General features: G+C 71.8%; 21 protein-coding genes and 3 tRNA genes. 17 read left to right on the forward strand and 7 right to left on the reverse strand.

The window, feature by feature from the left end; genetic code table 11:
• Positions 1 to 64: 64 nt before the first annotated feature.
• The 3 genes from O7605_RS18690 to O7605_RS18700 all read right to left on the reverse strand — a co-directional run bounded on the left by O7605_RS18690 (position 65) and on the right by O7605_RS18700 (position 4,417).
• On the reverse strand, positions 65 to 1,444 hold the full coding sequence (locus O7605_RS18690; protein WP_269740365.1) for an ABC transporter substrate-binding protein: 1,380 nt from the start codon (positions 1,442 to 1,444) through the stop codon (positions 65 to 67).
• A 420-nt stretch (positions 1,445 to 1,864) separates the two neighbouring features.
• Complete coding sequence (locus O7605_RS18695) at positions 1,865 to 2,866, reverse strand: LacI family DNA-binding transcriptional regulator (protein ID WP_269740366.1); 1,002 nt, start codon at positions 2,864 to 2,866, stop codon at positions 1,865 to 1,867.
• Positions 2,867 to 2,938: 72 nt separating this feature from the next.
• Positions 2,939 to 4,417: a dihydrolipoyl dehydrogenase family protein gene (locus O7605_RS18700; protein WP_269740367.1), complete on the reverse strand. Its 1,479-nt coding sequence runs from the start codon at positions 4,415 to 4,417 to the stop codon at positions 2,939 to 2,941.
• A gap of 159 nt (positions 4,418 to 4,576) precedes the next feature.
• Between O7605_RS18700 and O7605_RS18705 the strand changes: the two genes are divergently transcribed.
• Entirely contained in the window at positions 4,577 to 5,941 is a 1,365-nt protein-coding gene (locus O7605_RS18705; protein WP_269740368.1) for an Nramp family divalent metal transporter, read from the forward strand.
• Here O7605_RS18705 and O7605_RS18710 read toward each other — a convergent pair.
• Positions 5,938 to 7,260, reverse strand: coding sequence for a cryptochrome/photolyase family protein (locus O7605_RS18710; protein WP_269740369.1), 1,323 nt, complete (start codon positions 7,258 to 7,260; stop codon positions 5,938 to 5,940). The genes O7605_RS18705 and O7605_RS18710 overlap by 4 nt on opposite strands.
• Positions 7,257 to 8,168: a phytoene/squalene synthase family protein gene (locus tag O7605_RS18715; RefSeq protein WP_269740370.1), complete on the reverse strand. Its 912-nt coding sequence runs from the start codon at positions 8,166 to 8,168 to the stop codon at positions 7,257 to 7,259. The genes O7605_RS18710 and O7605_RS18715 overlap by 4 nt, the downstream gene beginning before the upstream one ends.
• Before the next feature lie 65 nt (positions 8,169 to 8,233).
• Here O7605_RS18715 and O7605_RS18720 point away from each other — a divergent pair, with 65 nt between their 5' ends.
• The 11 genes from O7605_RS18720 (at position 8,234) to O7605_RS18770 (ending at position 15,346) form a co-directional block, all read left to right on the forward strand.
• Positions 8,234 to 9,388, forward strand: a complete 1,155-nt coding sequence (locus O7605_RS18720) for a polyprenyl synthetase family protein (RefSeq protein WP_269740371.1) — start codon at positions 8,234 to 8,236, stop codon at positions 9,386 to 9,388.
• Between the two features lie 30 nt (positions 9,389 to 9,418).
• Complete coding sequence (gene crtI / locus O7605_RS18725) at positions 9,419 to 10,900, forward strand: phytoene desaturase family protein (RefSeq protein WP_269740372.1); 1,482 nt, start codon at positions 9,419 to 9,421, stop codon at positions 10,898 to 10,900.
• A gap of 55 nt (positions 10,901 to 10,955) precedes the next feature.
• On the forward strand, positions 10,956 to 11,546 hold the full coding sequence (gene idi, locus O7605_RS18730) for an isopentenyl-diphosphate Delta-isomerase (protein WP_269740373.1): 591 nt from the start codon (positions 10,956 to 10,958) through the stop codon (positions 11,544 to 11,546).
• Complete coding sequence (locus O7605_RS18735; RefSeq protein ID WP_269740374.1) at positions 11,536 to 12,477, forward strand: MerR family transcriptional regulator; 942 nt, start codon at positions 11,536 to 11,538, stop codon at positions 12,475 to 12,477. Before idi ends, O7605_RS18735 begins: the two co-directional genes overlap by 11 nt.
• 147 nt (positions 12,478 to 12,624) lie before the next feature.
• A complete protein-coding gene (locus O7605_RS18740) occupies positions 12,625 to 13,413 on the forward strand; it encodes a polysaccharide deacetylase family protein (RefSeq protein ID WP_269740375.1) in 789 nt (262 codons plus the stop codon).
• A 154-nt stretch (positions 13,414 to 13,567) separates the two neighbouring features.
• Positions 13,568 to 13,640: transfer RNA gene (locus tag O7605_RS18745), tRNA-Glu, on the forward strand.
• A 33-nt stretch (positions 13,641 to 13,673) separates the two neighbouring features.
• Positions 13,674 to 13,747, forward strand: a tRNA-Asp gene (locus O7605_RS18750).
• 102 nt (positions 13,748 to 13,849) lie between these two features.
• Positions 13,850 to 13,923 (forward strand) — tRNA-Phe (locus O7605_RS18755).
• A gap of 209 nt (positions 13,924 to 14,132) precedes the next feature.
• Complete coding sequence (locus O7605_RS18760) at positions 14,133 to 14,474, forward strand: hypothetical protein (RefSeq protein ID WP_269740376.1); 342 nt, start codon at positions 14,133 to 14,135, stop codon at positions 14,472 to 14,474.
• A 273-nt stretch (positions 14,475 to 14,747) separates the two neighbouring features.
• Complete coding sequence (locus O7605_RS18765) at positions 14,748 to 14,945, forward strand: hypothetical protein (protein WP_269740377.1); 198 nt, start codon at positions 14,748 to 14,750, stop codon at positions 14,943 to 14,945.
• Positions 14,942 to 15,346, forward strand: coding sequence for a type II toxin-antitoxin system VapC family toxin (locus O7605_RS18770; RefSeq protein WP_269740378.1), 405 nt, complete (start codon positions 14,942 to 14,944; stop codon positions 15,344 to 15,346). Before O7605_RS18765 ends, O7605_RS18770 begins: the two co-directional genes overlap by 4 nt.
• A gap of 192 nt (positions 15,347 to 15,538) precedes the next feature.
• On the opposite strand, the gene O7605_RS18775 is transcribed toward O7605_RS18770, so the two are convergent.
• Positions 15,539 to 15,865: a hypothetical protein gene (locus O7605_RS18775; RefSeq protein ID WP_269740379.1), complete on the reverse strand. Its 327-nt coding sequence runs from the start codon at positions 15,863 to 15,865 to the stop codon at positions 15,539 to 15,541.
• An 81-nt stretch (positions 15,866 to 15,946) separates the two neighbouring features.
• Between O7605_RS18775 and O7605_RS18780 the strand changes: the two genes are divergently transcribed.
• Genes O7605_RS18780 through O7605_RS18800 form a run of 5 tightly spaced genes read left to right on the forward strand, consistent with a single transcriptional unit; the run spans position 15,947 to position 18,429 of the window.
• Entirely contained in the window at positions 15,947 to 16,300 is a 354-nt protein-coding gene (locus O7605_RS18780) for a hypothetical protein (protein ID WP_269740380.1), read from the forward strand.
• Positions 16,297 to 16,734, forward strand: coding sequence for a MerR family transcriptional regulator (locus tag O7605_RS18785; protein WP_269740381.1), 438 nt, complete (start codon positions 16,297 to 16,299; stop codon positions 16,732 to 16,734). Before O7605_RS18780 ends, O7605_RS18785 begins: the two co-directional genes overlap by 4 nt.
• A gap of 45 nt (positions 16,735 to 16,779) precedes the next feature.
• Positions 16,780 to 17,127, forward strand: a complete 348-nt coding sequence (locus O7605_RS18790; protein ID WP_269740382.1) for an ArsR/SmtB family transcription factor — start codon at positions 16,780 to 16,782, stop codon at positions 17,125 to 17,127.
• Positions 17,124 to 17,819: a cation transporter gene (locus O7605_RS18795; RefSeq protein WP_269740383.1), complete on the forward strand. Its 696-nt coding sequence runs from the start codon at positions 17,124 to 17,126 to the stop codon at positions 17,817 to 17,819. Before O7605_RS18790 ends, O7605_RS18795 begins: the two co-directional genes overlap by 4 nt.
• Positions 17,820 to 17,823: 4 nt before the next feature.
• Complete coding sequence (locus O7605_RS18800; protein ID WP_269740384.1) at positions 17,824 to 18,429, forward strand: methyltransferase family protein; 606 nt, start codon at positions 17,824 to 17,826, stop codon at positions 18,427 to 18,429.
• A gap of 125 nt (positions 18,430 to 18,554) precedes the next feature.
• On the opposite strand, the gene O7605_RS18805 is transcribed toward O7605_RS18800, so the two are convergent.
• Entirely contained in the window at positions 18,555 to 19,799 is a 1,245-nt protein-coding gene (locus O7605_RS18805; RefSeq protein ID WP_269740385.1) for a hypothetical protein, read from the reverse strand.
• Positions 19,800 to 19,937 lie beyond the last annotated feature (138 nt).

Raw genomic sequence — 19,937 nt, forward strand, 5'->3', positions numbered from 1 at the left:
CCGGACGGTGGATCGGGGCGCTGCGGCCGGGGCGGGGGCCGGAGTGCAGGCCCCCGCCCCGCGCTCAGCTCGCGGTGGCGAGGAGCTTGTTGACCTTGTCCTCGGCGGTCTTGAGCAGCGCGTCGATGTTGGCGTTCGGGTTGGTCAGCACTCCCGACATCACCGCGTCCAGCACCGCGTAGATGGCCTGCGCATTGCGCGGCTCACCCTTGATCGGGACCGGATTCGCCTCGAAGTTCGCGAAGTTCGCGGTGTCCACATTCGCGTTGGCCTTGCGCAGCTCCAGCTCCTGCTGCTGGGCTTCGCTGCCGTTGGTGAACAGCAGCGGCTGCGGCAGACCGACCGGGTAGTTCTGTGGCTTGGCCCGGACGTAGTCGAGTTGGCCCTTGCCGGGCGTGAGCTTCTGGTACGCGATCCACTTGAGACCGGCGCGGACCTGCTCCGGAGTGAGGTCCTTCTTGAAGAAGTAGCCCTCGCCGCCACCGAGCGTGCTCTTGGCCGGGCCGTCCTGGCCGGGCAGCGGCCCCATCGCCCAGTCCTCGAACCTGCCCTGGAACTGGCTGACGATCGCCTGGGTGGCGTCCGGGGCGCCGATGAACATACCGACCTTGCCCGCACCCGCGTTGGTCAACAGGTCGCCCCACTGGAGCAGCTGACGGTCGCCCATGCTGTCGTCGCCGTAGCGCATGTCCTTGAGGTTCTGCAGGACCTGCCGACCCAGGGCGTTGTTGAAGTCGGCCTTGCCGCCGTCGGCGGTCAGCACCTGGCCGCCCTGCGAGTAGAGCAGAGCGGTGAAGTGCCAGCCGCCGGTGTTGCCGGCGCTGTACTCCGCGTAGCCGGCGATGCCGTCGCCGAGCGCGGAGATCTTCTTGGCGGCGTCCCGGACCTCGGCCCACGTCTTCGGCGGGTTGTTCACGTCGAGACCGGCCCGTTGGAACAGCACCTTGTTGTAGACCAGGCCCATGGAATAGTTCTTCACCGGCACGGCGTAGAGCTTCCCGTCGTCGGTGAAGACCTCCTTCAGGGCCGGGTCGACGCTGTCCCAGGTGGGGACGGTGTCCGTGGTGGCGTACTCGGTGATGTCCATCGCCTGGCCGGAGTCGAGCACCTGCTGCAGGTCGGTCATGTACCCGTAGAACACGTCCGTCACGGTGCCGCCGGCCAGTCGGGCGGTGAAGTCCGGCGGGTTGTTGCACTGCTCGCCGACGCTCACGCTCTTGACGACGATGTCGGGGTTCTGCCGCTGGAACTCGGCGACGTCGGCGTTCCAGTTCTGCAGCAGTTCTTTCTGGGCGCCGACCGGCTGGCAGTCGACGGTGATGGTGACCTTGCCGCTCGCGTCGCCGCTGGTGTCGCCGCTCTTGGTGGAGCAGGCCGCGAGGCCGAGCCCCAGACCGGCCACGAGCGTCAACGCGGCTGCCTTCCGGTACTGCGGTACGGACATCTGTCCATCCCTTCGGGAACGGGTGTCGAGGTGAAGTCGGTGATCGGCGGTTGGTGTGCCACGCCGCGAAACCTGCTGGTGATCGTGTCCGCGCTGCACCCCTGACCCTCCGTTACCTACCGGCGGCCAGGTGTGAGTGGAGTCACTGTAACGTCGGCGACTTGATTCAGCAAGGTTCGAATGTAGAAGTGAAAATATGCGACTTGCTTGCGGCAGATCGTGACTGCCCGGCGGTGGTGGCGATAGGAAGGCATGGGACCACTACCCGACGGCATGACGAAGCGGCCGCCGACCGCAGGCAGCGGACGGCGGCCGAGGATCTCGGGTTCAGCCGGAAGGGCGACGACCGGTCACGTCGATGGCCGTGCGACGGTGCCGCCGGCACGTCGGATCATCGCCGATAGCCGGTGGGGACAACGGTCAGGAACGGGGCGTGGGGGCGGTCGAGCCACGCACCACCAGTTCGGGCTCGAAGAGCAACTCGTCGGTGAGCACACCCCCGCCCTCGATCTGAGTGACCAGCAGGTCCACGGCCGCCTGCCCCATCGTCTCGATCGGCTGCCGGACGGTGGTCAGCGGCGGATCGGTGCAGGTCATGAACGCCGAGTCGTCGTAGCCGACCACCGACACGTCGTCGGGCACCGAGCGGCCGAGCCGGCGCACCGCGCGGATGGCGCCCAGAGCCAACACGTCGCTGGCGCAGATGATCCCGGTGACTCCCCGGTCGACCAGCTTGGTCGCCGCGACCCGGGCACCTTCCATCGAGAAGCTGGAGCGCTCGACCCACTCCGCCCCCTCGTCCCAGCCGATGACGCGGCGCATGGCGGTCAGTTTCCGCCGTGACGGCACGTGGTCCTCGGGCCCGAGCACCAGGCCGATCCGTTCGTGCCCCAACGAGCGCAGGTGGCCGTACGCCTGCTCGACCGCGACCGCGTCGTCCGTGGAGACCCGGGGGAAGCCGAGTTCGTCCACACCCGCGTTGACCAGCACCACCGGCAACCCCCGGTCGGTCAGCCGGCGGTAGTGCTCGTGCGACGCGTCAGCCAGCGCGTACGACCCACCAGCGAAGATCACGCCGGAGACCTGATGGTCCAGCAGCATCTCGACGTACGCGGACTCGGAGACGCCACCGATGGTGCGGGCGCACAGCGCCGGGGTGAAGCCGCGTTGGGCCAGCGAGCCGGTGACCACCTCGGCCAGCGCCGGGAAGATCGGATTCTGCAGCTCGGGCAGGACCAGCCCGACCAGTCGGGCCCGCTCACCGCGCAGCTTGCTCGGGCGTTCGTAACCGAGCACGTCCAGGGCGGTCAGCACCGCCGTCCGGGTCGCCTCGGCCACGCCATCGCGGCCGTTGAGCACCCGACTCACGGTGGCTTCGCTGACACCTGCCTTGCGGGCGACCTCGGTCAGTCTCTTCGTCACGGCCGCAATAGTACGCCGAGGTACTGCAAGAAAAGAACAGCCATCTGTCGGTGGATGACGGATGGTGTCCGGTCACTGTCCGAGATTGCGCAGCGCGTCGGAGATCGCGCGGTGGAAGGTCGGGTACGCGTAGATCATGTGCCGGAGCTGGCTCAGCGGTACGGCCGCGTGCACGGCCACGGCCAGGCCCGACAGCACCTCGCCGCCGGCCGGGCCGGCCGAGGTGGCCCCGATCAACACCCCCTGGTCGGCGTCCGCGACGAGCTTGATGAAGCCGTCGTCGTCGGTGCCGTGGATCCAGCCACGGGCGGACGACGCCAGCCGGGTGAAGCCGACCTGCACGTTGATGCCGCGGTCGCGGGCCTGCTGCTCGGTGAGACCGACCGCGCCGATCTCCGGATCGGTGAAGGTGACCCGGGGCAACGCCCGGTAGTCGGCGCGGGGCACCGAACCCGCCGAACCGCTCGATCCGGTGGCGGCCAGCGAACTGGCCACGCCGACCGCGCCGCCGACCACGCTGGCCGTACCGCTCGGATCCGCGCCGCCCCGCGCCCGTCGCGCGTGGTCGAGCACGTCGGCGACCACGATGGACGCCTGATACATCGCGACGTGGGTGAAGGCACCCTCGCCGGTGACGTCGCCGACCGCCCAGATTCCCTCGGTGACGTGCAGCCGGTCGTCCACCGGCAGGTACCGCCCGCCCGGGTCGACGCCCACCGAGTCCAGCCCCAACTCGTCCAGGTGGGCGCGGCGGCCGGTCACCACCAGCAGCCGCTCGGCGGTGAACTCCTCGCCCCCGGTACCGCGCAGGGTGAACCCACCGACGCCGTGCTCGACCCGGGCGGCCTTGACCCCGGTGTGGATCTCCACCCCGTCGGCCCGCAACGCGGCGGCCGCCGCCTCGGACGACTCCGGCTCCTCGACGGCCAGTACCCGGTCGAGCGCCTCGACCACGGTGACCCGTACGCCGAAGCGGGCGAAGACCTGCGCCAGTTCGAGCCCGATCGCGCCGCCGCCCAGCACCAGCAGCGAGCCGGGCAGTTCCTCGACCTCGATGGCCTCGCGGTTGGTCCAGTACGGGGTGTCCGCCAGCCCGTCCACCGGCGGCACCGACGGGCGGGTGCCGGTACCCAGCACGATGCCGTGGCGAGCCTGAAAGACCTGGTCACCGACCCGCACCCGACCCGGTCCGTCGAGTCGGCCGCTGCCGCGTACGAAGTGCCCGCCCTTGTCGGTGAACCGCTGCACCGCCACCCGGTCGTCCCAGTTGTCGGTGGCCTCCGCCCGGATCCGTTTCGCCACCGGCGCCCAGTCCGGGGTGACCTGTGCGGTGCCGCCGAGGCCGTCGACCCGGCGGGCCTCGGCGATCGCGTTCGCTGCCCGGATCATCATCTTGCTCGGCACGCACCCCCAGTAGGGACACTCCCCGCCGACCAGGTCGCGTTCCACGCCGACCACGGTGAGCCCGGCCTCCGCCAGCCGACCGGCGACCTCCTCCCCGCCGACTCCGAGTCCGAGCACCACCACGTCGACCAGTTCCGGCTCCGCCATGCCGCCAGCATCGCGCACCGGGCGGCCCTCGGCCACCCGGCCACGCCAATGTCGGCGGACAGGGAGCGGGACCGACTCGATCCGCGCCCGACCGGTACGACGCCGGGCCCCATGGGTAGGGCCAAGGACAGCAGAAACCGACGACGAAGGGTACGGGTGATGGAAGAGGCGCTGGTCAGCAGCCGCGAACGACGGGTGACGGTGCCGGAGCCGCCGACCGGCCGCGCCAAACTCGGCTACATCGGCCCCGGTGTGCTCTGGGCGCTGGCCGCCCTGGCCACCGGAGAACTGCTGTTCACGCCCCGGGTCGGCGCCCAGTACGGGTACGCCCTGCTGTGGGCGCTGGTCGCGGCCCTGCTGCTCAAGCTCTTCGTGACCCGGGAGATCGGGCGCTACAGCGTGGTGACCGGCCGACGGTTGCTCAGCGGGATGGCGGAGCTGCCCGGTCCCCGTGGCTGGGCGCTGTGGGTCATCCTGGTGCCGCAGCTGGTGGTGGGTGTCGCCGCCATCGCCGGCATCGCGAGCGCCGCTGGCAGCGCCTTCACCCTGGCCGTACCCGGTCCGATCCAACTCTGGACCGCGGTGGTCATCGCGGCGGCGGCTGGTCTGGTGCTGTTCGGCCACTACACCGGCGTGGAGTGGGTGTCCCGGGTCATCGGGCTGCTGCTGGCGGTCGGAGTGGTGCTGGCCGCCGTCCTCGTCGGCCCCGACCTCGGCGAGGCGGCATCGGGTGTGGTGCCCAACGTGCCCGAGGATCTTGTGGTCGCCGACATCCTGCCCTGGCTCGGATTCCTGTCGAACGGTGCCGCCGGGCTGATGTGGTACTCGTACTGGGTCGCGGCGAAGGGTGTGGGTGTCGGCGCGCTGGAGGAGCCGACCCGGCTCGACCCGCGCGGCCTGGACGACGGTCAGGTGGCCCGGGTACGTCAGTGGCTGCGGACCATGACGCTCGACTCGACGTTCGCCGTCGTGGGCGTCGGGATCATCACGGTGGCCTTCCTGGTGCTCGGTGCGGAACTGCTGCGTCCGGAGGGCATCGTGCCCGCCGAGTCCGACGTCGCCCGGGACCTGACCACGCTGTTCAGTGAGGTCTTCGGAAGTGTCGGGTTCTGGTTGATGGTGGTGGGCCTCATCTCGGCCTTCTGGACGGCCACGCTGACCAACATCGACGGCTGGAAGCGGCTGTACACCGACGGCATCCGCAAGGCCCTGCCGGACCACCTCACGCAGCGGCCGTGGGCCCGACCGCTGGTCATCGGCCGGGTCGCCGTCATCGGCTGGCTCGCGGTGCTGCCGTTCGCGGTGTTCGTGATCTTCGGCGATCCGGTGGCGCTGCTCACCGTGGCGGGGTCGATCGAGGCCCTGCACATTCCGCTGGTCGCGGCGCTCGTGCTCTGGCTCAACCGGCGTACGCTGCCGGCCGCGCTGCGCGCCGGTCGGGTAGCCACCGGGCTCGTGGTGATCGCGATCGTGTTCTTCGCCGGCTTCGCGCTGTACTACCTGTGGCAGCAGGTGCTCGGTTAACGCAGCCAGACCGGGGTTTCGCCGGGCGGCTCCAGCGGCGGCGGATAGACGAGCGTGCGGCGCACCGCTTCGGGTAGTCGCCACGGCTGGTGCACCGCCCCACCGGCCACCGAGGCCAACTCGGGCACCCACCGCCGCACGTACGCGCCGTCGGGGTCGTACCGCTCGGCCTGCCGGACCGGGTTGAATCCCCGGTACGGCCGGGTGTCGTTGCCGGTGCCGGCGACCCACTGCCAGTTGCCCGAATTGTCGGCGATGTCGCCGTCGAGCAGCCACCGGAAGTAGACCGCCTGCCCGTCCCGCCAGTCCAGCCCGAGCGTCTTGGTCAGGTAGCCGGCGGTGATGAGGCGGGCGCGGTTGTGCAGCCATCCCTGCGCCCGTAGCTGACGCATGCCGGCGTCCACGACCGGCAGCCCGGTGCGCCCCTGCGCCCAGGCGGTGAGGGCCTGCTCGTCGTAGCGCCATTGCTCGGTCGCCCGACGTCGGTACGCCTTGCGGGGCAGGTCGGGGAAGGCCGCGGTCACCTGGTGGTAGAAGTCCCGCCAGCAGAGTTGCCGGACGAACGGCGACTCCCGGTCGTCGATCGCGTTGGCCACGGTCAACGGTGACAGGCAGCCGAAGCGCAGGTACGGACTGAGCCGGGAGGTGGCGTCGCCGGCCATGTCGTCGTGGCGGTCGCCGTAGCGCGCGACGTCGGGCCGCCACCGCGCCAACCGACGTCGCGCCTCGTCCTCCCCGCCGGCGACCGCGTCCGGCGACTCTCCCGGCGGCAGCGCCGGCAGGCGCCCGACCGGCACGCCGGCCGGCAACGTCAGGGTGGTCGGCGCCGACAGTTCCGCCCGCCACTGCCGGGCACTCCACGCCCGGTGGTACGGACTGAACACCCGGTAGTGGTCACCGCCGGCCGGGGTCAGCTCTCCCGGCTCGACCACCGTCAGGCCGGGAAAGAACCTCAGACGCAGCCGGTGCCGGTCGCACTCGGCGCCCAGGCGTCGCGCCCGGCGGGCCGCGTACCGGGAGACGTCCGCGGAGAGCGCGACGCCCTCGGCACCCACCTCGCCGGCCAGCCGGATCGTCTCGGCCACCGGATCACCGTGTCGCAGCACCAGGTCACCGCCGAGCCCACGCAGCGCCTCGCGGAGCGCGGCGAGGCTCTGGTGCAGGAAGCGGGTGCGGTTCGGCGACAGTTCGGCGAGCGCGGGGTCCAGCACGTACAGCGGGACCACGCGGTCGAAGGCGGCGCAGCTGGTCGCCAGGGCCGGGTGGTCGTGCACCCGCAGGTCGCGGGTGAACAGCACGACGGCGGTACGGTCGCTCACCGCGGCGGCGGACCGGGCACGGCGACCGGGCTGCCGGCCGGTGACAGCAGGGCGCGGGTGGCCACGCCCAGCCGGCGCCGCTGCGGCACGGTGGCGCGGCGGGCGAAGACGTCGTAGTCCTGGCCGGCCACCTCGTCGAGGATGCCGCCGTACAGCAGGTAGGCGGTACGGATACAGGCCTGCGAGGCACCGTCGAGCAGGACCACGCCCGGCGCCGCGGCGAGGTAGTGCGCCTGGGCGCGGGTCACCTCGTACCGGATGAGTTCGCGGACCGGCTCGCTGGCCCGCCCGGCGGCGGCGCAGGCGGTAAGGTCGTCCCGCGTCACGCCGAAGGCGGCCAGATCCTCGTCGGGCAGGTAGGTCCGCCCCCGGGCCAGGTCCTCGCCGACGTCCCGGATGAAGTTGGTCAGCTGGAAGGCGAAGCCGAGCTGGCGGGCGGGCTCGCGGGCCGCGACCGGATCGGAGCTGCCCAGGATGGGCAGCATCATCGTGCCGATGACCGCGGCCGAACCCTCCATGTAGTCCAGCAGGTGCTCGTAGGTGCGGTACGAGGTGACGGTCAGGTCCATCGCCATGCTCTTGAGGAACGAGGCGAAGTCCTCCCGGTCGAGGTCGAACACGGCGATGGTGTGCAGTACCGCCGGCAGCAGCGGGTCGGTCACCGGCGCACCGTGCAGCCCGGCGACGAACCGTCCACCCCAGTCGTCCAGCCGGGCCGCACGCTCGGCCGGCGGCAGGGCGTCGGTCTGGTCGACGATCTCGTCGGCGTAGCGAGTGAACCCATATAAAGCGTGCACATGCCGCCGTTTCCATGCGGGCAGCAGCCGAGTGGCGAGATAGTAGGTGCGGCCGTGCCGTCTGTGCAGCTCACGGCATCTGTCGTAGGCAGCGGCGAGATCCAGGTCCACCGGGCCCTCCTCTGATTCGACGCACCAATCGACGCAACTTGAGACCCTAGGGTACGCTCAGCGGCATGGCCAGCGACGGACCAACCGGTAACCTCCTTCGCGTGGTCCCTGAGCAGCCGGTCGGTGGAGACGACCCGATCGCTGCGGTGCTGGCCGCCTACACGCGCGACATCGTCATCGCCGTCGACAACACGCTCGCCGAGTTCCTGACCGCCGAGGTCGACGCGCTCACCGCGATCGACCCGGCGATGGGCGGCTTCGCCGCCACCGCCCGCGACTGTGTCCTCTCCGGCGGCAAGCGGGTCCGGCCCACGTTCGCCTACTGGGGGTGGCGTGGCGCGGTCGGCGGCGACGTGCCGGTGACCCCGGTGCTGCCCGCACTGGCCACCTTGGAGTTGCTGCACACCTTCGCGCTGGTGCACGACGACGTGATGGATGCCTCCGCCACCCGACGCGGCCGACCCACCGCGCACGTGGCGGTGGCCGCCCAGCACGCCGCGGCCGGCCGCAACGGCGACTCCGGGCGCTTCGGCGAGGCGGTCGCCGTACTCATCGGTGACCTCTGCATGGTCTGGGCCGACCAGTTGCTGGCCCTGGCCGAGCTGCCCGCGGACCGGCTGCTTCAGGTACGACGCGGCTACGACCGGATGCGGGTGGAGACGGTCGCCGGGCAGTACCTCGACGTCCTCGGCGAGACCGACCCGCAGAGCTGGTCGGTGGACCGGGCGCTCCGGGTGGCCCGGTACAAGACCGCCAGCTACACCGTGCAGCGACCGCTGCTCTTCGGCGCCAGCCTGGCCGGCGTGGACGGAAACAGCGAGCTGGCCGGGGCGTACACCCGCTACGGCCTCGCCGTGGGCGAGGCCTTTCAGCTCTGCGACGACCTGCTCGGCGTCTTCGGTGACCCGACCACCACCGGCAAGCCGGCCGGCGACGACCTGCGTACCGGCAAACCGACGGCGCTGCTGGTCCTGGCCCGGGAACTGGCCACGCCGACACAGCTACGGGCACTGGACGGCGCCGGTCGACGCGCGGACGGGCCCGAGATCGCCCGGCTCGCCGAGGTCGTGGTCGACACCGGCGCCGTACGACGGATCGAGCGGATGATCGACGAGCGGGTCGAGGACGCGCTGGCCGCGCTCGACGCGGTCGCCGTCGACGAGACCGCCCGTACCGCACTTGTCGGCCTCGCGACCGCCGCCACCCATCGGCGGGCATGATGGGCTCCGTGCACAGAGAGGTGGTCGCCGGTGCGGACCGTTGACGGGCGTACTGATCGGGTGGTGGTTGTCGGGGCCGGGCTCGGCGGGCTGGCCTGCGCGCTGCACCTGGCCGGCAGCGGACGCCAGGTGACCGTGCTGGAGCGCGAGCCGGTGCCGGGGGGACGGGCCGGTCGGCTCAGCGTCGACGGCTACGAGTTCGACACCGGCCCCACGGTGCTCACCATGCCCGACCTCATCGCCGAGGCGCTGGCCGCGGTCGGTGAGGAGCTGACCGACTGGCTCGACCTGGTGCCGCTGGACCCGGCCTACCGTGCCTACTATCCGGACGGCTCCACGCTCGACGTGCTCACCGACACCACCGCGATGGCGGCGGAGATCTCCCGGGTCTGTGGGCCCCGGGAAGCCGACGGCTACCTGCGGTTCGTCGACTTCGCCCGGAACCTGTGGCGACTGGAACGGGCCGACTTCATCGAACGCAATCTCGACGCGCCGACCGACCTGCTCACCGGCAACCTGCTCAAGCTCGTCGCCACCGGCGCCTTCCGGCGACTGCAAACGAAGATCAACCAGTTCCTCCGGGATCCGCGTACCCGACGGATCTTCTCCTTCCAGGCGATGTACGCCGGCCTCGCTCCGCACGACGCACTCGCCATCTACGCGGTCATCGCGTACCTCGACTCGGTGGCCGGGGTCTTCTTCCCGCGCGGCGGCATCCACGCGGTCTCCCGGGGCCTGGCCGGCGCCGCCGAGAAGCACGGCGTGCGCATCCGGTACGGCACCACGGTGACCCGGGTGGAGACCGCGAACGGCCGGGCCACCGGGGTGGTGACCGCCGACGGGGAGTTCGTCCCCGCCGACGCCGTGGTGCTCAACCCCGACCTACCGGTGGCCTACCGCGACCTGCTGCCGCCGGCCCGGCAACGCCGGCTCACCTACTCGCCCTCGTGCGTCGTGCTGCACGTGGGTTCGACCCAGGGCTACCGGCGGATCGCCCACCACAACATCCACTTCGGGCGGGCCTGGCAGGGCACCTTCGACGAGGTCATCCGACGCGGACACCTGATGTCCGACCCGTCCCTGCTGGTCACCAACCCGAGCCGGACCGACCCGGCGGTGGCACCCGCCGGCCGGCACACCTACTACGTGCTGGCTCCGGTGCCGAACCTCGACCGGGCGCCCTTCGACTGGCGCGGCGACCTCACCGCCCGCTACACCGATCAGCTCATCGCCACCCTGGAGGAGCGCGGATACGTCGACTTCGGGGCGGGTGTCGAGGTGTTGCGGGCGATCACCCCGGCGGAGTGGGCCGAGCAGGGCATGGCCGCCGGTACGCCGTTCGCCTCCGCGCACACCCTGTTCCAGACCGGCCCGTTCCGACCCTCGAACCTGCACCGCTCGCTGTCCAACGTGGTCTTCGTCGGCTCGGGCACCCAGCCCGGTGTCGGCGTGCCGATGGTGCTGATCTCCGGCAAGCTCGCCGCCGCCCGGATCACCGGGGAGCCCCGGTGAGCATGCGGAGCGAGGCGGTGCCGAGCCCCGAGTCGACCAACGGAGGGTGGCGCTGATGCCGCAGTCCCGGGAGAGCCACCTCGTCGAACTGGTCGACGACACCGGTCAGCCCGTCGGGGAGGCCACGGTGGCCGCCGCCCACCAACCACCCGGTCAGCTGCATCGGGCGTTCTCCGTACTGCTCGTGGCGCCGGACGGCCGGCTGCTGCTCCAGCGGCGCGCGGCGACGAAGACCCGCTTCCCGTTGCGCTGGGCGAACTCCTGCTGCGGTCATCCGCGGCCGGGGGAGGCGCTGGCCGCGGCGGCCAACCGCAGGCTGTCGGAGGAACTGGGCGCCGGACCGGTGCCGCTGCGCGAGATCGGCGTCTACGCCTACCGGGCGGAGGATCCGGCCACCGGGCGGGTCGAGGTCGAGTACGACCATGTCCTGCGCGGCGAGTTCCACCCCGACGGGTCGTTACGCCCGGAGCCGACCGAGGTGGCGGAGCTGCGCTGGGTGGAGCCGGCCGAGCTCGCCGCCGCGCTGCACCGTGACCCCGACGCCTACGCGCCGTGGCTGGGTGGCGTACTGGACCGGCTGTGGCAGCCGGCACAACCGCCCGGGCAGCCGGCCGACGACGCGCCGGAGCGGCCAGGTGGCCGATGAGGCGCTGAGCGCGGGCGTGGTCGCCCAGCGCCTCGGGGTCGCGGTGACCACACTGCGTACCTGGCACCAGCGGTACGGCCTCGGGCCCAGCGAGCACATTCCCGGCCACCATCGGCGTTACACCCCGGCCGATCTGGCCCGCCTCGAGGTGATGCGGCGGCTCACCGCCGAGGGAGTCAGCCCCGCCGAGGCGGCCCGCTGGGCCCGTCAGGCGCCGGACACCCTCGCGGCTGTCGGTGCCTCCCGTGCCGTGCTCAGACGACGCGACGGCGGCGGTACGACCATCCCGGTCGGCCGGGCCGGGCCGGCGGTCCGGGGGTTGGCCCGCGCCGCGATGCGGCTGGACGCCGCGGCCATCGGTGAGACGATCTCCCGCGCCATCGCCGCCGACGGCGTGGTCACGACCTGGGACCGGCTGCTGCGTCCGCTGCTCGTCGGTCTCGGCGAGCGGCACGCCGCCACCGGCGACGTGATCGAGGTCGAGCACCTGGTGTCCCGCTGTGTCTCGGCTGCGTTGGGTGCGGTGGCGTCCGCCGGCCCCGCGTCCGGGCCACCGCGCGTCCTGCTCGCCTGCGCCGACGAGGAGCAGCACAGCCTGCCGCTGGAGGCGCTCGCCGCAGCGTTGGCCGAGGCCGGCGTCGGCTACCGGATGCTCGGTGCCCGGGTACCGGTGACCGCGCTGCTCGCCGCCGTCGGCCGGACCGGTCCGGCCGCCGTGGTGCTCTGGTCACAGACTCGGGCCACCGCCGACCCGGCCCAACTCACCGCCCTGCTCACCGTGCCGAACCGGCCGCTGCTGGTGCTCGCGGCCGGACCGGGCTGGCCGGCCCGGAGCCTGCCGGTCGGCGTGGTACGCCCGAGCGACCTGACCGAGGCGGTCGCCCTCACCGTCGCCGTGCACGACTCGATCGACCGTCCGGCCGCCTCCTGACCGCTCGGCCCGGCAGCCTTCGGCGGCTCGGCCCGCACCCCGGCCGTACGGAGGGCACCCGTGTCCTGACCCGGCGTCGGCCCACTCGAATCGGGTGAACTAGCGTCGGGGCGTCCGCGTACCCCGAACCCCTCTCGGGAGCGAACGATGCGTCACCGTGCCCTGCTGACCTGCCTCACCGGCCTGGTCGTCCTGCTCGTCGCCGGCTGCGGCGACGGTGGCGGCACGCCGGCGGCCACCGCCCCGTCCAGCCCGCCGCCCTCGGCCGCCCTGCCGCCGGAGCCCGCTCCGTCGCCGACCCGTGCCGTGCCACCCAAGCCGCGGCTACGGCCGCTGCCGGCGAAACTGCCCGCCGGCCTTGTCCGCACCACCGGCACCGCCAAGGTGGCCCTCACCTTCGACGACGGCCCGGATCCGGCCTGGACTCCGAAGGTGCTCGACCGCCTGAAGGCGGCCAAGGTGACCGCCACCTTCTGCGTGGTGGGTACCCAGGTCCGCAAGCATCCGGGCCTGCTGCGGCGGATCGTCCGGGAGGGGCATCAGCTCTGCAACCACAGCTGGAACCACGATCTCGACCTGGCCCGGCGACCGGTCGCCGAGATCCGCGCCGACCTGGTGCGCACCAACCGGGAGATCAGGCGGGCGGCGCCGAAGGCGAAGGTGCCGTTCTACCGTCAGCCCGGGGGCCGGTGGACCGCCGAGGTGGTGAAGGTCGCCAAGCAGCTCGACATGCGCTCGCTGCACTGGACCGTCGACCCACAGGACTGGGCCAAGCCGACGGCGGCCACCATCGAGAAGCGGGTGAAGCGCTCGGCCCGCCCCGGAGCCGTGGTCCTGCTGCACGACGGGGGCGGCAACCGGGCGGCCACCCTCGCGGCCTGCGCCAAGGTGATCGCCGGTCTGAAGCGTGAGCACGGCATCGCCAGGCTCACCTAGACCGACTCTGAGCTGGTGTTTTCCGTGCCGTTGTGGCTGCCGCCATACCGGTTTGGTCGACCGGTACGCCATCACGTATGCTTTCGAAGCCTCCGGCGGGGCCGGATGGGAGCAAGTCCGTTCAACGTTGCGAGTGTGCAATGATGGCGGGGCCGCCCTCATCGTCTAGCGGCCCAGGACGCCGCCCTTTCAAGGCGGTAGCACGGGTTCGAATCCCGTTGGGGGCACGGTTCGGCTCAGGCCGGAGGCAACACCAGCAAGGTCCTGTGGAGCAGTTGGAGTGCTCGCCGCCCTGTCAAGGCGGAGGTCGCGGGTTCAAGTCCCGTCAGGACCGCAGCGCTGACGCCGCGCAGCTAGCGCGGCGTTCTGCGTATCGGGGCATGTGACCCGTCCCAGCGGCGATCCCGCAGGTTGGGTAGCATGAGCCGAGCACCACGGCCAGGTAGCTCAGTTGGTACGAGCGTCCGACTGAAAATCGGAAGGTCGGCGGTTCGACCCCGCCCCTGGCCACATAGCCTTTCGCCGGGCTATTGCGACGCCGACCAGCGGAAACGCCGGTCGGCGTTCTGCTTTGCGCCCCAGAAGGCCGGCGGCCCGGTCTGGCTCTCGTTGCCCCCGGAATTCCCCAGTTGCGGCCTCCTATCGCACGTGGATCGCGCGGCCCGGTGCTGCGAGATCAGGCTGCCTTCCAGGAATCAACCGATGGTTCAATCGTCGCCGTGACGGAAGGATGGCCGATCCCGCTCCGCACCGCGCTCCGGCGCGGGCAGCAACTCGTCGCTGAGGTCCCCGCCTCCGCGCCCGGACAACGGGCCTGGGTCGCCATCCACCCGATCCGGCCCTCCGCCCCCGCCGGTGACAAGCAGGCCTTCAACCTGTTTCACCGCGAGTTCGACGCCAGCTACATCGACAACGACTGGTGCATCGGGCCGGGTGACGGCATGACCGACCTGCGGACCGCGCAGGCTCAGGACGAGAACGACCTGAAAGCGCTGCTCATCAGTTGGGGCGTCGAGCCGGGCCAGCTCACCTACGTCCATCGGACCGACTACCCCGTCTGACTCCGGTCGACAGCCACAAGGTCGACCATCTGCCCGGATCGCGTGGTCAGCGGGGGTTTGCCGGATTATGACCGCTGTTGACCGGCTGGGACCCGTTACCGGCACATGGCCAGCACGGCCGCGTGGTTGTCCGGCGGACGTGGCTTACCCCGGGCTTGCCGGGCCAGGACGGCTCGGCCGTGTCTCCGGCTCTCCGCGCGGCCGAGTGACGGTGGTGCCGGTGCTGACCGTGCGACAATGGGCAACGGTGTGTGTTGGAGGAGGTGGGTCGTGATGTCGAGCAACGCCGAGCGGATGTCCGAGTGGCCGACCGCTGAGCATGTGCCGGCGGAGGAGTTGGCCCGCCGTCAGGGCGTGCGGCCGGTCGCCTCCGTCGACGATCTGGCCCGCCCGGATCTGTTCGAGTCCGACGAAGAGTTGGATGACTTCCTCGCCGATCTGTACGCCTCTCGGCGGGCCAGTGCCGCGTGAGCCTGGTCGTCCTGGACACCGACGTCGCGTCGGCGATCCTGCGAGGCCGACTGCATGGCCGGCTTCGTGCCCGGCTGGCCGGTAAGACCCCGTGTATTACGTACGTCACGCTCGGAGAGTTGACCAAGTGGACCGTGCTGCGGAGCTGGGGGCCGCGCAAGCTCGCTGATCTCGCGCAGTGGCGATCCGGCGTGGTGCTGCTGCCCTTTGACGAGGCGGTGGCGACCACCTGGGGCCAGCTCCAGGCGAGGGCGCAGCATCGGGGGCGTCCTCAGCCGACGAACGACTCTTGGATCGCGGCCTGCTGCCTGGTCGACCGGCTTCCGCTGGCGACCTTCAACGGCAAGGACTACGCCGACTTCGCGGAGTACGACGGCCTGCGCCTGTTCGACGTCTCTTAGCTGCACCGTCCCGGCCCGCCGCTACCCTACGCCAGCGGTCGGTGGCAGAGCCGAGTGCCGCTCGTGCCTGGAATCGGAAGGTCGGCGGTTCGACCCCGCCCCTGGCCACATAGCCTTTCGCCGGGCTATTGCGACGCCGACCAGCGGAAACGCCAGTCGGCGTTCTGCTTTGCGCCCCTCGGCTGGTTGATCTCAGCGCCGGAGCAGGGCGAACCAGCCCACCGCACTCACGACCAGCAGCAGTGCCAGGGCGAACAGGATCCGTCCGACCGCGACGGGCACGGGGGCGAGAAACGGCACCTGCTGCACGAGCAGGCTCGCACCGCACAGGGCGAGGAACCCACCGCGACGGAGGGGCTGGGACCGCTGCCGCTCGGTCAGCCGAGCGGCCCGCGCCCAGAACACGGGAAACCGTCGCGTCACCGCGACCCGCACGCCGAGTAGGAGCACGGCAAGGCTGAGGACCGCAGCGACGAGACGCAGGGCGGCCCATACCGGGTCCGAGTCATCCATCGTCACGGGAACGATCATGCATCTGGTTGTCAACGCCCGGCCTCGGAGCTTGCATCCGGTACCTGGGTACCGGCTTACCGTCGAGGTATGGGTTCCCAGGACATCATCGGAGCGGGGTGGGTGCCGGACGCGTGCACCCTGCCGACGGCGGACCGGCCGCTGCGGCTCGCCGAGTTCGATCGGTTCTTCGGCGCCGCCGTACGAACGGCGGAGCGGGTGTCGGCGCAGCATCTGCGGTTGCGGCTGGACAGTGCGGCACAGGTGGAGCAGACGGCCCGCGATCTGACGGCCCGCGAGTCGTCGTGCTGCTCGTTCTTCGTCTTCGACCTGCTCCGGCCCGATCCGGATGCGCTGATCCTGGACGTTCGCGTGCCAGCTGGGCACGTCAACGTGCTCGACGCCCTCGCCGACCGGGTCGCGGCCGTGCGGCAGCGGACATGACGTCGTACGGGCTGCGCAGTGGGCAGTTGGCCGACGCGGCCGGCGTGAACCGACAGACCCTGCGCTACTACGAACGACGCGGCCTGCTCGCCTCCCCCCAGCGGTCACCGGGTGGGCACCGGATCTATCCGGCCGAGACGGTCGATCTCCTGCGGGTCATCAAGACGGCGCAGCGTCTCGGCTTCACGCTCGACGAGGTCGCCGATCTGCTGGACGCCGGCCGCCACCGGCACGGCCGTCGACCGGACGGCGGCCTGCGGGCCCGGGCCAGGAGCAAGCTCGCCGAGATCGAGCGGAAGCTGGCGGACCTGACCGTCGTCCGCGACACCCTGCGCGCCGCCATCTCCGCCGGCTGTGACGACCTGGTCGCCTGCGCCGACAGTCCTTGCTGCCCACTGCCCTTCGCCAAACTCGCGGAGAGAAACCCGCGATAGCGCCCGCCGGCCAAATACATCCCCGGATCCGGGTATCATCGCTCCGTGGCGATTGATTGCACGTCAGCACCGACCTCGGCGGTGGCGCTGTTCCGCTCCCTCGGCGACCCGACCCGACTGGCCATCGTGCGCCGTCTCGCGGCCGGCGAGGCGCGGGTGGTGGACCTGACCAGCGAGTTGGGCATGGCCCAGTCGACGGTCTCCAAGCACCTGGCCTGCCTGCGCGACTGCGGCCTCGTCGACTACCGGGTCGAGGGCCGCCAGTCGTTCTACGGGTTGACCCGACCCGAGCTACTGGACCTGCTGCGCGCGGCGGAGCTGCTACTGGCGGCCACCGGCGCGGCGGTCGCCCTCTGCCCGGTGTACGGCGCCTCCGCCGAGGCGCGGGCGTGAGCACGTCGGCCGTCACGCCGCTACGGCGGGCGGTGCTGTCCCGACGCAGTTTGTGGCTCGCCTACGCCACCGCCGGCTACAACCTCCTGGAGGGCCTGGTCGCCATCGCCGCCGGCGCGGCGGCCTCCTCCACCGCGCTCGTCGGCTTCGGTCTGGACTCGTTCGTCGAGGTGTCCAGCGCGGCGGTGCTGATCTGGCAGTTCCGCTCCCGGGTCCCCGAGGACCGGGAACGGCTGGCGCTGCGGCTGATCGGCCTCTCCTTCTTCGCTCTGGCCGCCTGGGTGACCGTCGACGCTCTCCGGTCGCTGCTGGGCGGTGCTGACGCCGAGGCCAGCCCGGTCGGGATCGGCCTGGCCGTGGCGTCGCTGATCGTGATGCCGCTGCTCGTCGCCGCCAAGCGCCGCACCGGACGCGAACTCGGCTCCGCCACGGTCATCGCCGACTCCACCCAGACGTTGCTGTGCACGTACCTGTCCGCGGTGCTGCTCGTCGGTCTGCTCCTCAACGCCCTGTGGGGCTGGTCCTGGGCGGACCCGCTCGCGGCGTTCGTCATCGCCGGGGTCGCGGTCAGGGAAGGCGTGCAGGCGTGGCGCGGCGAGCACTGCGACGACTGCGGACCGGTCGCGATCGCCGAGACCACCGGGCGGGCCTCGGGCTGTGCCGACAACTGCTGCACCGACCGAAAGGTGTGACGCCATGGCCTGGCTCGCGCTGCTGCACTACCTGCTCGGCCTGCTGCTCGCGTTCGGTTGGCGCACGTTCGCCCAGTGGCGGCGCACCGGAGACACCGGCCTGCGTCTCGACGCCGGCCCGGTCGGCCGGCTTCGGTGGTGGGCCAAGCTGCTGTTCGTCGCGGCCCTCGTGCTCGGCCTCGCCGGCCCGGCCGCCGCCCTCGCCGGTCTGCCTCCGCTGCCCGGTCTGGATCACCGACCGTTGCACGTGGCCGGCTTCGTCGTCACCGCCGTCGGCATCGGCGCGACGCTCACCGCCCAACTCGCCATGGGGGCCTCGTGGCGCATCGGTGTCGACCCGCACGAACGCACCGAACTGGTGACCGGAGGGGCGTTCGCGTACGCCCGCAATCCGATCTTCACCGCCATGGCCGTGACCATGCTCGGCCTCACCCTCATGGTGCCCAACGCCGCGGCACTCGCCGCCCTGGGCGTCCTGATCGTGGCGCTGCAGGTACAGGTCCGTGCGGTGGAGGAACCGTACCTGATGGCCACCCACGGTGACGCCTACCGCCGCTACGCGGGACGCGTCGGCCGCTTCCTGCCCGGGCTGGGACGGCTCACCGGCTGAAAACGATCTCCTGCCGGTCAGGCGCAACGGATTGCGGCAAGTCGCGGCCTCCGGAGCGGGGGGAGAGCGCGAGTTGCGGGATCTCGTGCGGTGGCGGTTGGTCGGGCCAGCTGACTCCTACCGGCTCACCGGTCCTGCTGTCGGCGCTGCGCCATGCCGCTCTGGATCGCCTCCCACACGCTGCGCGCGGCCTGTAGGAGCGTCTCCCCCGCCTGCTCGGCCAACTGCCGAGTGCTGGACGTCTCGTCGTGGCCGGGCGGGCCGTGCTCCGACGAGGCAGCCCTCTCGCCGCCCCGGCCATGCCGCTCGGCCGGTTCCTCCGGCCCCGCTCCCCGGCCCACGTCCCGACCTCGACTCGCATCCCGGTCCTCGGGCCGCTCCGTCTGGCGACCTTGGCTCTGATTCCGGTTCCGGTCCTGGTCCCGGGCCTGGTCGTCCTCCCGGCCTTGACTCTGGACCTGCGCCTGGTTGTCCGGTTCGCGGCCGGGTGCCCGGTCGGCGACCGCACCGATGGCACCCACCTGCTGCCCCAGGTCGTCGGTCGCACCACCTGGTTGCCCAGCTCCCGGACCCGAACCGCCGGCCGCCGGCACCGAACCGCCGGCCGCCGGACTCGGGCCGCCCGGCCGCCCCGCCGCCGGACCCGACCCGCCCGGTCGCCCCGCCGCCGGACTCGGGCCGCCCGGCCGCCCCGCCGCCGGACCCGACCCACCGGCCGCCGGACCCGGACCGCCCGGCCGCCCCGCCGCCGGGCCAGGGCCGCCGGCCGCCGGCTCCGCAGGGCCGGTGGGATCTTCCCGCTCGCCGATCAGCCGGCCAGACGGTCGGTCCGCCCTCTCGGTGGACCGGGCGGTGACCGGTGCGGCCCGGTCCGTCATCAGGCCAGGCCGCCGGACAGTGGGTTCGGTCTGGACCACGGTCGGACCGGCGGCGGGCACAGCAGCGGAAGCCACCTGCTCGACCACACCGGCAGCATCGTCCGCCACCCGGTTCACGTCCGCCAAGGCCGCGCTCGCGGTGTGGGCCAGCGCGTCGATCACCTGCGGGTTCCGGTCGATGGTGGTCAGCGCGCGGTCGAGGATCGTCACCAGCTTCTCCAGGCGCACCTTCAGCAGGGCCTGCGCCTCCACGCCGTCGATGTCGAGTTCGACGCCCTCGACGTGTACGCGAACACCGGCGTCGAGCTGGAGCAGACCGGCGAGCCGGGCACGCAGGGACAGGTCGGCGTCCAACCGGTCCACGGAGAGCTTGATCGAGTTGACCGAGACCTGCGGAACGTCGAGCAGCACGTCCGGCTCCGGCACATCGCCGCCGTCCGGACCGGTCAGCCGTCCCGCACCGGGCACCGAGAACTCTTCGCTGTCTGTCATGTTCCCGCTCCGCCTCACCGTCGCGGACCGCCCGGCGACGTCCCGCCGCGCATACCCGCTCTCCGGACGGCCATCCCGGCGGGGAGGCGGATCGACAGCGCCTGGTCGATCGACGTCGACGAGTACGGCGATCATCAG

This window comes from Verrucosispora sp. WMMA2121 (assembly GCF_027460185.1).
Lineage (GTDB): Bacteria > Actinomycetota > Actinomycetes > Mycobacteriales > Micromonosporaceae > Micromonospora > Micromonospora palythoicola.